General features: G+C 58.7%; 12 protein-coding genes. 5 read left to right on the top strand and 7 right to left on the bottom strand.

Annotated features, from left to right (window positions below; genetic code table 11):
* Position 1 precedes the first annotated feature (1 nt).
* The 5 genes from B8991_RS04925 to ahcY all read right to left on the bottom strand — a co-directional run bounded on the left by B8991_RS04925 (position 2) and on the right by ahcY (position 6,362).
* Positions 2-691, bottom strand: coding sequence for a TRAP transporter small permease (locus B8991_RS04925; RefSeq protein WP_084350893.1), 690 nt, complete (start codon positions 689-691; stop codon positions 2-4).
* Between the two features lie 143 nt (positions 692-834).
* Positions 835-1,839, bottom strand: a complete 1,005-nt coding sequence (locus B8991_RS04930) for a DctP family TRAP transporter solute-binding subunit (RefSeq protein ID WP_084350895.1) — start codon at positions 1,837-1,839, stop codon at positions 835-837.
* Positions 1,840-2,300: 461 nt separating this feature from the next.
* Entirely contained in the window at positions 2,301-3,641 is a 1,341-nt protein-coding gene (locus B8991_RS04935) for an aspartate aminotransferase family protein (RefSeq protein WP_084350897.1), read from the bottom strand.
* Positions 3,642-4,145: 504 nt separating this feature from the next.
* Complete coding sequence (locus B8991_RS04940; protein ID WP_084350899.1) at positions 4,146-4,487, bottom strand: DUF2853 family protein; 342 nt, start codon at positions 4,485-4,487, stop codon at positions 4,146-4,148.
* 480 nt (positions 4,488-4,967) lie between these two features.
* The gene (gene ahcY / locus B8991_RS04945) at positions 4,968-6,362 is read right to left on the bottom strand and encodes an adenosylhomocysteinase (protein WP_084350901.1); all 1,395 of its coding nucleotides are present in this window, start codon (positions 6,360-6,362) and stop codon (positions 4,968-4,970) included.
* Between the two features lie 130 nt (positions 6,363-6,492).
* On the opposite strand from ahcY, the gene B8991_RS04950 reads away from it, so the two are divergent.
* The 3 genes from B8991_RS04950 (at position 6,493) to B8991_RS04960 (ending at position 8,363) form a co-directional block, all read left to right on the top strand.
* On the top strand, positions 6,493-7,200 hold the full coding sequence (locus B8991_RS04950) for an FkbM family methyltransferase (protein ID WP_084350903.1): 708 nt from the start codon (positions 6,493-6,495) through the stop codon (positions 7,198-7,200).
* A gap of 102 nt (positions 7,201-7,302) precedes the next feature.
* Positions 7,303-7,899: an HD domain-containing protein gene (locus B8991_RS04955; protein WP_084350905.1), complete on the top strand. Its 597-nt coding sequence runs from the start codon at positions 7,303-7,305 to the stop codon at positions 7,897-7,899.
* Entirely contained in the window at positions 7,896-8,363 is a 468-nt protein-coding gene (locus B8991_RS04960) for a GNAT family N-acetyltransferase (RefSeq protein ID WP_084350907.1), read from the top strand. The genes B8991_RS04955 and B8991_RS04960 overlap by 4 nt, the downstream gene beginning before the upstream one ends.
* Positions 8,364-8,402: 39 nt before the next feature.
* Here the strand turns inward: B8991_RS04960 and B8991_RS04965 are convergent, their stop codons facing one another.
* Positions 8,403-8,957 (bottom strand): ActR/PrrA/RegA family redox response regulator transcription factor, encoded by a 555-nt coding sequence (locus B8991_RS04965; RefSeq protein ID WP_084350909.1) that lies wholly within the window; start codon positions 8,955-8,957, stop codon positions 8,403-8,405.
* 77 nt (positions 8,958-9,034) lie between these two features.
* Entirely contained in the window at positions 9,035-9,655 is a 621-nt protein-coding gene (locus B8991_RS04970; protein WP_084350911.1) for an SCO family protein, read from the bottom strand.
* 107 nt (positions 9,656-9,762) lie between these two features.
* On the opposite strand from B8991_RS04970, the gene regB reads away from it, so the two are divergent.
* Positions 9,763-11,160 (top strand): sensor histidine kinase RegB, encoded by a 1,398-nt coding sequence (regB, locus tag B8991_RS04975; protein ID WP_084351164.1) that lies wholly within the window; start codon positions 9,763-9,765, stop codon positions 11,158-11,160.
* 81 nt (positions 11,161-11,241) lie between these two features.
* Positions 11,242-12,756, top strand: coding sequence for a PAS-domain containing protein (locus tag B8991_RS04980; RefSeq protein WP_084350913.1), 1,515 nt, complete (start codon positions 11,242-11,244; stop codon positions 12,754-12,756).
* The last annotated feature ends 5 nt before the right edge of the window (positions 12,757-12,761 follow it).

Below are 12,761 nucleotides of genomic sequence, written 5' to 3' on the forward strand. Positions count from 1 at the left end.
ATCAGCCCTCGCGATTCATGTGCGCGACGTCGTCGATGGCGTCTTCGGCTTCATGGCTGACGATCAGGCTTTTGGAGCGGCCCGTGGCAAGACGAATGGTGGCTTGTATGTACCGAAACAAAAGCAGCGCCATGCCGAAGGGCAGCATGACATAGGGGATAAAGCGGGGCAGTTTTTCGTAATGCTCGCCCTCGTTCATGATCGGTTCAATCCAGCGAAGCCATTCCGGAAAGCGAATATCCACCACCTCGTACCAGCCGCGGTAGGATGTGCGCTTCATGTCTTCCAGCCCGATCGGGAACCACCGTCCCGTGGTCTGCGGCAGGTTTGCGAAATTGGCCCAATAGTCCCAGGCACCTTTCATCAACAGCGAAGCGTAGATAATACAAAGCGCACCGGCGAACAGCGCCAGAACAACGCGGGTGGCAGGCGAGAACAGGTTAATCACCGCATCCACGCCCAGATGGGCGGTCACCTTTACGGCGTAGCTGACCCCGAAAAGCACGAGCCATGCAAACAGGAACGTCACGGCCTCCAACCCCCAGACCAGCCCGGTGTTGAACCCGTAGCGCAGCACGACGTTGACAAATGTGATGATGGTCATGACACCAAGGATTAGCGCAATCGCGGTCTCCTCGATCTCGTTCACGAAACGGCCAAGCGCCGTTTCCGGTTGATAGTGAGCGGACATGTTTCCCCTCCGAACTATGTCTGGTTGGAGTCGGGCTCCACCACCCCGAAGGGCCGCAGACCGGAAAGGCCCCTTTCCGCCCCTATCGTTTGATGATGCCTGCCCCCGGCATTCAGTTGCGGGGGGCAAGGCTTAGATTTAGATCAATGCTTCGCGTTGATTTCTTGCGCCGCGTCGATGTTCTCTTGTCCAACGTCCGCCGTGAACTGCTCCCAGACCGGCTTCATCGCATCAACCCAGGCCTGGCGCTGATCCTCATCCAACTCGCGGATGACACCGCCCGCATCAAGCACGGCCTGACGCGCCTCCATGTCGACTTCATTCACGGCCGCGTTCCGTTCCGTTGTCACCTCATCAACGATGGTCGCAAGCTGATCACGGACGTCATCCGGCAGGCCTTCCCACCAGTCGATGGATGTCACGAGCATATAGTCAAGCACTCCGTGATTGGTCTCGGTCGTGCCGTCCTGCACCTCAAAGAACTTCTGCCCATAGATATTCGACCAGGTGTTTTCCTGCCCATCGACCACACCGGTTTGCAGCGCGCCATACACTTCGGAAAACGCCATGGGTTGCGGGCTGGCGTCCAGCGCCTCGAATTGCGCCTTAAGCACGTCCGATTGCTGCACGCGGAATTTCAGCCCGGCCGCATCCGCAGGCAAGATCAAAGGCTTGCTTGCAGACATCTGTTTCATGCCGTTATGCCAGAATCCAAGACCCACCAACCCACGACGAGTCATCGATTCTTTCATTGCCTGCCCTGTTTCAGAGTTCTGGAACTCATCCACGGCATTGATGTTCTTGAACATGAAAGGCAGATCGAAAATCCGGAACACCTTTGTGAACTGCTCAAACTTCGAAAGCGAAGGCGCGGCGAACTGCACGTCGCCCTGCAGCATCGCTTCCAGGACCTGATCATCATTATAAAGCGTCGAGTTCGGGAAGACCTCCATGCAGGCCTTTCCGTCCATCTCGTTGTTCACACGTTCCATCAGCAGGCTGGCTGCGATCCCCTTGGGGTGCTTGTCAGAGTTGGTGACATGGCTGAACTTGATCGCAATCTCGCCATCATCACAGGCTGCAACCGCTGTTTGCGCCGTGGCTGTCAAAACGGTCGCAATCGCCGCGCTCATCAGAAATCTTTTCATGTGGTCTCCTCCCGGGATCCTGATTTTCTTTTTTATTGCCTCACAAAACCACGCGATGCGGTGGCGCCAGTCAATAGAAACGGCGCATCGCACTCAAGTTTTCGTGACAAGCATCTGAGGTTTATAAATTTTATTATTTGTATCATTGGCTTGCAGCCAGAACCGCGGATTCGGAGTTTTGATCTTCCTCTCCTCAACACCGCCCCCATACAGCCTGCGGCGCGCACAATACGTAAAACCGGGTATGCCTTCTACCGCAGAGCGACGATGGACGCTCGAACGATTCGGCGTTCAAACTCAGCTCAACCCGGCCAAAGTGCCTTGGGCCAAAGCGGCCCCCTCATGGTACTCTTCAATCTGCACGACCTTTTTCGGGATGGCGGGCGGGGCGATGGGCGACAGCCCGAGCGGCGTACGTCGTCCCCTGCGCTGACCTCACGCCACCGCCGCATCATCACGGGTCAAACGCCAGCCATCACGGTGTCTACGGCACGCGACAGGCGGTCCACCATTTCGTCCAACTCGGTTTCGGTTGCGATGAAGGGAGGCGCAAGAAGGACGTGGTCACCATGGCGTCCGTCCCGCGTACCCGGCATCGGATAGCAGATCAATCCTTCGGCAAAGGCCGCTTTCGTGAGCTTGCCCGCAAGGCCCAAGGCCGGATCGAAGGGTGTCTTTGTCTGTCGGTCCGCGACAAATTCCAGCCCCCGGAACAGACCACGGCCCCGGATGTCACCAATATGGGCGTGCTGGGCGAACCGTGCTGTCAGCGCAGAGTGCAGATAGGCACCGCGCGCCTGGACCTGTGGAACCAGATCACGCTCCAGCAGTTCCGACACGACCGCAAGGCCGGCTGCTGCTGCGACCGGATGGCCGATATAAGTGTGTCCGTGCTGGAAAAACCCTGTACCTTGGGCGATCGTGTCGTAGATCGCACGAGAGCACAGCATCGCGCCAATCGGCTGATACCCCGCGCCCAGCCCTTTGGCGATACACAGAATATCGGGCGCAACATCATCTGCATCACAGGCAAAAAGATGCCCGGTGCGGCCCATGCCGCACATCACCTCATCCAGGATCAGCAAGACGCCGTAGCGGTCACAAATCTCGCGCACGCGCTTGAAGTAGCCCGGCACCGACGGCACCGCGCCCAGTGTCGCGCCGACCACAGGTTCCGCGATGAAGGCAATGACACTGTCTTCGCCAAGCCGCTGTATCTCGGCCTCAAGTTCATTGGCGACACGCTGGCCGTAGGCCTCGGGCGTTTCGCCTTCGGCGGCTTCGGCATATTCATAGCAGGGCGCGATATGGCTCATGTCTAGCAGCAGTGGCGCAAACTGCTGACGCCGCCATGCGTTGCCCCCTGCGGACAATGCGCCAATGGTGTTGCCATGATAACTTTGCCGCCGGGCAATCAGATGCCGCCGCTGAGGTTCGCCATTCTCGACATGATACTGTCGGGCCAACTTGATCGCACTTTCCACGGCCTCGGAACCGCCCGAGACGAAATACACCCGGTCCAACTCGCCCGGCGCATTTTCAATCAGCAAGTCGGCCAGCTGCTCTGCCGGATCAGAGGTGAAAAAGCCGGTATGCGCAAAGGCCAGCTGATCGACCTGCGCCTTGATCGCGTCGCGGACGCGCGCATTGGAATGACCCAGGCAGGACACGGCTGCGCCCCCCGATCCGTCAAAGTAACGCTTGCCGTCAGCATCGATCAGATAGCAGCCGTCACCTCCCACCGCCGTGGGCAGGCTGGCGTTACAGTGGCGGGGAAAGACGTGGCTTTGAGTCTGGCTCATGACAGGGGCCTTTTGAAGAAAAACGTCGCGCGGCGATCAAAGCCGCGACAACAGGATAAGGGGTATTTCTGCCGCCAGTGAGGCAATTTTAAAGATGTCATGTCGCCACATGAGGGATCCCTGCCGCTCTGTGGCAATAATGTTCACCGGCATCGGGTATCGGACGCTTCGGCGTCAACGGCCCCCAGCGCGGATGCAACACGATCATTTCGCGACTTTAGATCGCGCAGCGCAAGTGGTGACTCCCATGCCACATGTAACAGGCAACGGTCACCAAAAATGTACCACAAATAAAACGGAGGGTTCCGGACATAGCGCCAGAACCCTCCGTCACCCCACGTGCTCCCTACACACCACACGCGAACTGAATTAGGTTCCAGCCATACTAGCCAGACAAGTAGAGACTACCCCAACCATATGCCCGGGGCAAACGTCTAGTAGCTACAATTTAGCTCACTTGTGATGTTTCGCGGTCGGAGACATGGTGCCATGCCCCAATCGGCCTTAGCCGTAGACGGCTTCCTTGCGGAAATGTTTGGTCAGCATGTAATAGATCACGGCGCGATACTTATTGCGCTCGGACTGCCCGTAGGTCTCGATCACAGACTTGATTGCATCATCCAGTTCCGCCCCATCAGGCAAGCCCAGCTTCTTCATCAAAAAGTTCTTCTTGACGGTCTCAAGCTCGTCCGGCTGGCTTCCCGCCACTGTCGACGCGTCGGCGTTGTAAATGGCCGGTCCGCAGGCAATGGTCACTTTGCGAAGCAGGTCCATATCAGGATCCATGCCGCATTTTGTCCTCAGATCGTCAGCATATTTCTCGATCAATTCGTCGCGTCGTCCCATAATATTCTCCCAATAATGTCAGGTCTCGTGCCTGGCTTGACTCGTCCCAGTTTCAGCACAAGCGACAGGTTAACGGGAAATGTTGGTATGACAATGGCAAAGCCGGGCGGATTTTCCCCTGAGCGGAAAGTCACCCTTACGTCACCTCACAGGTAAACGGGTCCGCGTCAGATGATCCGGTGGCATATGCTACGGGGTTGGGCCTTTACACGCTTGTTACAGCGCTCTGATGCTCAAAGGCACGTGGCCACCAAGCATGCAACGGCGATAGACGATCCTGCCACAGGCTTCGCCCGACGCCGCGCCGGAGGATCTGCGATGCCGGAACACCGAAACAACCGAATTCGTATGAAGGGATAACAGTAGCAGGCCACCCTGGTGGATGGCCTGAAACCGTGTGCCACGGGCAATGCCCGCAACCCTTGTTCCGCAAATCGAATGCGCGACAGTCCCCCAATTACGACAAATCGCGGCTCCGGATCAGTAACGGTAATGATCCGGCTTGAACGGACCATCGGCACCAACGCCGATATAGGCGGCCTGCTCGGCATCCAGCTTTGTCAACTTCACGCCGATCCGGTCAAGATGCAGACGCGCCACCTTTTCGTCCAGATGCTTGGGCAGGACATATACTTCGTTCTTGTAGTCCTCGCCCTTTGTCCACAACTCGATCTGCGCCAGAACCTGATTGGTAAAGCTTGCCGACATCACGAAGGAGGGATGGCCGGTGGCGTTGCCAAGGTTCAGCAAACGGCCCTCGGACAGCAGGATGATCCGATTGCCCGAGGGCATCTCGATCATATCAACCTGGTCCTTGATGTTGGTCCACTTGTGGTTCTTGAGGTTGGCAATCTGGATCTCGTTATCGAAGTGGCCGATATTGCCGACGATGGCCATGTCCTTCATCTCGCGCATATGCTCGATCCGGATCACGTCCTTGTTGCCGGTGGTGGTGATGAAAATATCGGCCTTGGCGACCTCGTCTTCCAGCAACACAACCTCGAACCCGTCCATTGCGGCCTGAAGCGCGCAGATCGGATCGACCTCTGTCACCTTCACGCGTGCACCCGCGCCGCGCAGGCTTGCGGCAGAGCCTTTGCCCACATCGCCGTAGCCGCAAACCACCGCAACCTTGCCGGCCATCATCGTGTCGGTGGCGCGGCGGATACCGTCAACCAGCGATTCCTTGCAGCCATACTTGTTGTCGAATTTCGACTTGGTGACGCTGTCATTGACGTTGATCGCCGGGAAAGGCAGGTGACCCTTTTCCATCATCTTGTACAGGCGATGCACGCCGGTCGTGGTCTCTTCGCTGACACCTTTGAGCATGTGGCGCTGCTTGACGAACCAGCCGGGGCTTTCCTTGATCCGCTTGCGGATCTGGGCAAACAGGGCGACCTCTTCCTCGGATGTCGGGGTCGCGATCAGGTCTTCTTCGCCTTCTTCGACACGCGCACCGATCAGAATGTACAGCGTCGCATCGCCGCCATCGTCAAGGATCAGGTTCGCGCCGCCCTCCTCGAACATGAAGATCCGGTCGGCATAGTCCCAGTATTCCTCCAGCGTTTCGCCCTTGATGGCGAACACCGGCGTGCCGGTTTCAGCAATTGCCGCCGCCGCATGATCCTGCGTCGAGAAGATGTTGCAGGACGCCCAGCGCACATCCGCGCCCAGCGCCACCAGCGTTTCGATCAGAACAGCGGTCTGGATGGTCATGTGCAGGCTGCCCGCGATCCGCGCGCCTTTCAGCGGCTTGGACTCGCCGTATTCCTTGCGCAACGCCATCAGGCCGGGCATCTCGGTTTCGGCGATATTCAGTTCCTTGCGCCCGTATTCAGCAAGATTGATGTCTTTGACGATATAGTCGGTGGCCATGCCAGCTCTCCAGAAATTCCCGATAGGTTTGCCACGCCCCTAGCATCCCTTGATTTCTCGGGCAACGTAGATCAGGATTCCGACGATCAAGGCCCGCGTGACGCGGCCACGTCAGGGCAGGAATTCAAACATGTCAAACGATCAGGCTTCGGTATCCGAGAACGGGATTCCGCAGAATGAATATGGCCGCTATTGCGTCCCGGACGGGCTGGAGCAGCGCCCCGCATCGCGCGCCGTCCTGTCCGGCAGGGTGTATGAGCCCGACACGCTGCGCTTCATGCGCAAACATGCAGGTGATGGCGACATCATCCATGCCGGTGCGTTTTTCGGCGACTTCATTCCGGCGTTGTCCAGCGCTCTGGCCCCTGAAGCGCGGCTATGGGCGTTTGAACCCAACCCTGCCAACCATCATTGCGCCACCCGGACCGTTGCACTGAACGGCTTGTCGAATGTCACGCTGACCAATGCCGCGCTGTCCAACCGCGACGGCGAAGTGCTGTTTCAAACCCGCGATGCCGAGGGGTGTTCATTGGGCGGCCTGAGCAAATTCGTGACCGAGGACGGCCCCGGCGTCGAGCCGGTGAAGGCGGTGATGCTGGACTATGTCGTGCCGCTGGACCGCAAGCTGTCGATCCTGCAACTGGATGTCGAAGGCCATGAGAAACAGGCGCTGAAAGGCGCGTGGCACCTTATCCACCGATGGCAGCCGATCCTGATCCTTGAATATCTTGATCAGGCGCAGTGGATCAATCGGACGTTTCGTGGTTTGAACTATACCCAGATCGGCAAGTTGCACGGCAATTTTGTCTACGCGACAACACCGGTCACTCTGGATTAGGCTCTGGACCCGGAAACTCCGACGGCCTGCGCGACGTTCCCGGCATTTACACAGAAAACCGGACGTCATACTCAAGGGCCACGGATTTATCAGGAAGACGAGATGGCCAAACAACCACGCGCATGGCAACGAATGCTATCGGGGCGCAGGCTCGACTTGTTGGACCCCACCCCCGTCGATATCGAGATCGAGGACATTGCGCATGGGCTTGCCTTTGTCGCCCGCTGGAACGGCCAGACGCGCGGCGAGCATGCCTATTCTGTCGCCGAACATTCGCTGCTGGTCGAGACCCTGTTCACCCGCATCTGCCCGGATGAGCCGGCAAAATGGCAGTTGGCCGCCCTGCTGCACGATGCACCGGAATATGTGATCGGGGACATGATCTCGCCGGTAAAGGCTGCCGTCGGGCCGGGCTACGGTGCGTTGGACGAACGGTTGGCCGGGGCCATCCATATCCGCTTTGGCCTGCCCGCCACGATCCCGGTGAAGATCAAGAAGCTGATCAAGAAGGCCGACAAGGTCAGCGCGTGGATGGAGGCCATTCAGATTGCCGGCTTCTCGCGCAGCGAAGCAGACCGCCTGTTCGGCGCTCCTGAGCCGGGGTTGATCCGCGATCTGTCCATTCGGCTGCGCCCACCGGCCGTGACGCGGGCAGAGTTCACGCATCGCCATGCGGCGTTGCTCGGGGCGATGACATGACGCTTGTTCGCGCAGCCCGCGACGGCGATGAGGCGGGAATGGTGGCCATTCTCAACCCGTTGATCCACGCGGGCGACAGCACGGCCTTGACCACCGAAGTGACCTCCCGCGATCTGTGCGACTGGCGGGCACGACATATCGGGCGCAACGCGTGGCACGTTGCAGAGGACGACACCGGTCTGCTTGGCTTTCAGTGGATCGAGCCGCATAAGGGTCTTCCACCCGACACCTGCGATATTGCCACCTACGTTCGCATTGGCCTGAACGGTACAGGCATCGGATCTGCCCTGTTTTCCGCAACCAAAACCGCCGCGCAAGAGCTTGGCTACCGCTATATCGCGGCCGTCATTCGTGCCGACAATACTGGCGGCCTGGCCTATTACGACAGCCGGGGCTTCGAGGACTGGAAAACCTGGGACGACGCGCCCGTCGCGCCCCGCGTCATGAAGCGCTTCGCGCTCTGACCATCGCGCCGTAACCGTAAGCGGCAGACCACATCCCGTTCAGCGCGGAGACCGTTTTGCGAGGATCCGCTGCAAGGTCCGGCGGTGCATGTTCAGCCGCCGCGCCGTTTCCGAGACATTCCGGTCGCACAGCTCATAGACACGCTGGATATGCTCCCACCGGACACGATCCGCACTCATCGGATTTTCCGGCGGGGGTGGCAGATCGTCGTCATTGGCCAGCAGTGCATTTGTGATGTCGGTCGCATCGGCGGGCTTTGACAGATAGTCCGTCGCCCCGATCTTCACCGCGGCCACCGCCGTCGCAATCGCACCATAGCCGGTCAGGACCACGACCTTGCAATCGGGCCGCTTGTCGCGCAGCACCTCGACCACATCCAAGCCGTTGCCATCCTCAAGCCGCAGATCACAGACGGCGTAGGCGGGGGGTCGCGCAGTCGCGATAGCCTTGCCCGCTGCTACAGAACCGGCGATCTCAACCTCAAACCCACGTTTTTCCATCGCCTTTGCCAAGCGCCTGAGAAACGCCTCGTCATCATCCAGAAGAAGGAGGCTTTTGTCCTCTCCCAAATCCTGTAGCTTGCGTTCTGCCACTCGACTCTCCTTCGGACGATATGAGGTTGTCCGAACATACCTATCCCGAGGTCAAGGGGCGGTCAAACCATATGCAATTAGGCGTTGTTCACAAAGCAGCCAATCCGGTCCGCCATATCCTCGGGGCCAAGATCGCGGCGGAAGTATTCGACAAATCCATATTCCGGCAAGACCAGGTAGCTGAAGGTGGAGTGATCCACGAGGTAATAGTCGCTGCCGTCCTCATGCGCCTTGTAGTAAGTGCGGTAGGCTTGGCTTGCGGCTTTGACCTGCTCCTCGGACCCAGTCAGCCCGATCATCCGCTCATGCATGTTCGACGCGAACTCGCCAACGACTTCAGGCGTGTCGCGCTTGGGGTCGATCGAGATGAACACCGGCGTCACAGACTGGCCACGCTCTTGCAGGACATCCACCGCATCGGCGTTACGCGCAACATCCAGCGGGCAGACATCCGGGCAGAATGTATACCCGAAATACAGCAAGGACGGCTCTGTGATCACATCCTTGTCGCTGACTGTCGCACCCGTATCATCGACCAGAGTGAACGGGCCACCGATCTGACCTGCGCCGCCGGCGACTTGGGTGGCACGGCACTGCGCAAAGCGATCGTCAGACCCGTTGGTTGTCGCGAAATAAACCCCGCCGGCAAGCAACAAGACGCCTACGGCAGTAGCGGCAAGGACAGTGGTCTTCTTCATTTTACTTACTCCGGGGACCAAGGTGTTTTACGCCGAACCCAGTTGATCCGGAACCCGGTCACACCTAACAATTGGCTTATTGAATGCAAGGGAACGAATGGCCGCAGATGAGCACCTCTGAAACCTCTTTTGCCGGCGGCCGCAACCGGGGCAACTGGATCCGTCTGCGCACGATGATCCTGATCCGCTGGATTGCCATTGTCGGGCAGTTGGTGGCGATCTTCGTGGCCCAGCGCATGTTCAACCTGACGCTGGAGCTTGGCCTGTGCCTTATGGCGGTCGGTGTCTCGGTTATCGGGAACCTGATCGCGGTTTTTGTCTTTCCGGAAAACAAGCGTCTCAGCGAGACCGAGAACTTCCTGATGGTGCTGTTTGATGTGCTGCAACTGTCCTTTCTGCTGTACCTGACCGGAGGCCTGAACAATCCGTTCGCCTTGCTGGTGTTGGGGCCGGTCACGGTCTCCGCCTCGGTGTTGACGCTACGATCCACTGCTCTGCTGGGGATCACAGCGTTTGTCCTGATGTCGCTGCTGATCCGGTTTCACCTGCCGCTGCGGACCGAAGAAGGCTTCATCCTGCGCGTCCCGGACACGTTTCTGTACGGAAACTGGGTCGCAATCACCATCGCGCTGCTGTTTCTGTCGATCTATTCCCGCCGCATCGCGAACGAAATGCACTCCATGGACGACGCTTTGGCCGCGACGCAAATGGCGTTGTCCCGCGCGCAGAAGTTGAACGACCTTGGCGGCGTGGTCGCGGCAGCCGCGCATGAGCTTGGCACACCGCTGGCCACGATAAAACTGACCTCGGCAGAGCTGATGGAAGACCTGCATGACCAACCGGATTTGCAGGAAGACGCGCGCCTGATCCGCGAGCAGGCCGATCGCTGTCGCGACATCCTTCGTTCGATGGGACGCGCTGGCAAAGAAGATTTGCACATGCGCCAGGCACCGCTGGTGCAGGTCATCATGGAAGCGGCAGAACCGCATGAAAACCGCGGGAAGAAAATCATTGTCGAGGAAGGCCCCGGACCGGGTGGCGAGGCGGAACAACCCAACATCCTGCGCCGTCCGGAAATCATTCACGGGCTGCGCAACCTCGTTCAGAACGCCGTGGATTTTTCCCGCACCACCGTCTGGATCGAGTCAACATGGACGGAAGCAAAAATCACCATTCGGATCATCGACGACGGGCGCGGTTATCCTCCGAACCTACTCGGGCGGATCGGTGACCCTTTTGTGCGCAACCGCCGGACGGATCGTGACCGCAGCGCGCGTCCGGAATACGAAGGCATGGGGCTGGGTTTGTTCATCGCCAAGACGCTGCTGGAGCGTACCGGCGCGCAGTTGAATTTTGCCAACGGGTCAGATGGGTTTTTACCGAAATCAATGACGTCCGAAAGGTGCGGTGCCATCGTCGAGGTGGTTTGGCCCCGCAACATGATTGTCACGGAACTGGGAAAGTCAGGGCACCCGATCGGCGAAAACACCTTGATCGAAGTTTAGGGCACTGTTCCGATTAAGGGGTTATTAACGCTGTTAAGGAAATGTCGGCATATCCGAATCTGACAGCAAAGCTGGACCGGCATGATCGAAACGTATGACTTCCTGGTGGTTTGCACCGCCGCAGCGATTACCGCGATCATTCTGCTATCCGTATTGGCGCGCGGCAACGATCGCCCGGCTGGACGACCCCATCCCCGTCAGGATGTTGAACCGGCCATTTCGGTCTTGCTCAAAGACGACATGATCGTCGATGCAACGGACGAGACACGAGACTTGATGGCGGGCAAAAACATCACCTGGCACGATCTTGTCGCCAGTTTGCGCGCACGTTTTCCTTCGCTGCCCGATCATGTACCCCGTGAACGGCAGCTTTTTTCCTCAGCCAAGCCCGACGATGACGGTTATATCGAGGTTGATAAAGTCGGCAGCCGGATGCGCCTGACGCTGTGCGACCGACCGGCCAGCTCAGCCGATCTGCACCAATTACGCAGCGCCCAGTCCGAACTGGACCTGCTGCGTATCGCCTTGGGAACGGCACCCAATCCAATTTGGAAAAGCGACAGCAAAAATCGCACGGACTGGAGCAACAAAGCCTATGACACCCTGACCGCGAGCGTCGAGAGCTATCAGCCCGGAGCGCCTATTTTCGATGTGCCATCCAACGGGCTGGAGCATATGCGCACCCGGCGCACCTGCCTGACATCGGCGCGCGGCGACGCCCAACGATGGTTCGATATCACATCCGCGCAACACGGTGCGTCATGGCTTCATTTCGGGATCGACGTAACGGCTGTTGTGCGGGCAGAGATCGCGCAGCGCAACTTTGTCCAGACCCTGACAAAGACTTTTGCCTACCTGCCCATCGGCCTGGCCATTTTTGACCGCAATCGTCAGCTTGCACTTTTCAATCCGGCATTGATCGACCTGACGCAGCTGTCCGCCGAATTTCTTTCCGGTCGACCGAATCTGCTGTCGTTCTTCGACCGGCTTCGCGAAGGCCGGATGATGCCCGAGCCCAAGAACTACCACGGTTGGCGCGAGCAGATGGCGGACCTTGTCGCAGCCGCCAGCGATGACCGCTATTCCGAAACCTGGTCGCTTGCCTCTGGGTTGACCTACAAAGTCACCGGCCGGCCGCACCCTGACGGCGCAATTGCCTTTTTGTTTGAAGATATCAGTGCCGAGATTTCGTTGACGCGCCGGTTCCGGTCAGAGCTAGAGCTAAGCCAATGTGTGATCGACACGCTGGACGACGCCATCGCGATCTTCTCACAAAACGGCGTGCTGTCCTTTTCCAATACAGCCTACCGCACGCTGTGGAAGTCTGATCCGGACAGCAGTTTTGCCGAGATGACCGTCGTTGACGCCACCCGGCAGTGGCAGGAACTGTGCCATCCGTCACCCATGTGGGGCGAGCTGCGCGATTTTGTGGTGCAGGGCCATGACCGGGCGGCCTGGGAAATGCGAGTAACGCACAGGAACGGCGGTCAGATTCTTTGCCAGATAACCCCTGTGTCGGGCGGATCAACGCTTGTCAGCTTTGCCTGCGAAACGCCGACGCTGCCCATACGGCAATTGGACACGCAGAGCGTCTGAACCCG

The sequence above is a fragment of the Primorskyibacter flagellatus genome (assembly GCF_900176485.1).
In the GTDB taxonomy this organism is placed as follows: domain Bacteria; phylum Pseudomonadota; class Alphaproteobacteria; order Rhodobacterales; family Rhodobacteraceae; genus Primorskyibacter; species Primorskyibacter flagellatus.

Excerpts from the sequence above, each read along its gene's own strand:
- B8991_RS04960 (WP_084350907.1), top strand. The coding sequence starts at position 7,896 with ATGACGCTTGTTCGCGCAGCCCGCGACGGCGATGAGGCGGGAATGGTG.
- B8991_RS04930 (WP_084350895.1), bottom strand. The coding sequence starts at position 1,839 with ATGAAAAGATTTCTGATGAGCGCGGCGATTGCGACCGTTTTGACAGCC.
- ahcY (WP_084350901.1), bottom strand. The coding sequence starts at position 6,362 with ATGGCCACCGACTATATCGTCAAAGACATCAATCTTGCTGAATACGGG.
- B8991_RS04935 (WP_084350897.1), bottom strand. The coding sequence starts at position 3,641 with ATGAGCCAGACTCAAAGCCACGTCTTTCCCCGCCACTGTAACGCCAGC.
- B8991_RS04925 (WP_084350893.1), bottom strand. The coding sequence starts at position 691 with ATGTCCGCTCACTATCAACCGGAAACGGCGCTTGGCCGTTTCGTGAAC.
- regB (WP_084351164.1), top strand. The coding sequence starts at position 9,763 with ATGAGCACCTCTGAAACCTCTTTTGCCGGCGGCCGCAACCGGGGCAAC.
- B8991_RS04955 (WP_084350905.1), top strand. The coding sequence starts at position 7,303 with ATGGCCAAACAACCACGCGCATGGCAACGAATGCTATCGGGGCGCAGG.
- B8991_RS04950 (WP_084350903.1), top strand. The coding sequence starts at position 6,493 with ATGTCAAACGATCAGGCTTCGGTATCCGAGAACGGGATTCCGCAGAAT.
- B8991_RS04940 (WP_084350899.1), bottom strand. The coding sequence starts at position 4,487 with ATGGGACGACGCGACGAATTGATCGAGAAATATGCTGACGATCTGAGG.
- B8991_RS04980 (WP_084350913.1), top strand. The coding sequence starts at position 11,242 with ATGATCGAAACGTATGACTTCCTGGTGGTTTGCACCGCCGCAGCGATT.
- B8991_RS04970 (WP_084350911.1), bottom strand. The coding sequence starts at position 9,655 with ATGAAGAAGACCACTGTCCTTGCCGCTACTGCCGTAGGCGTCTTGTTG.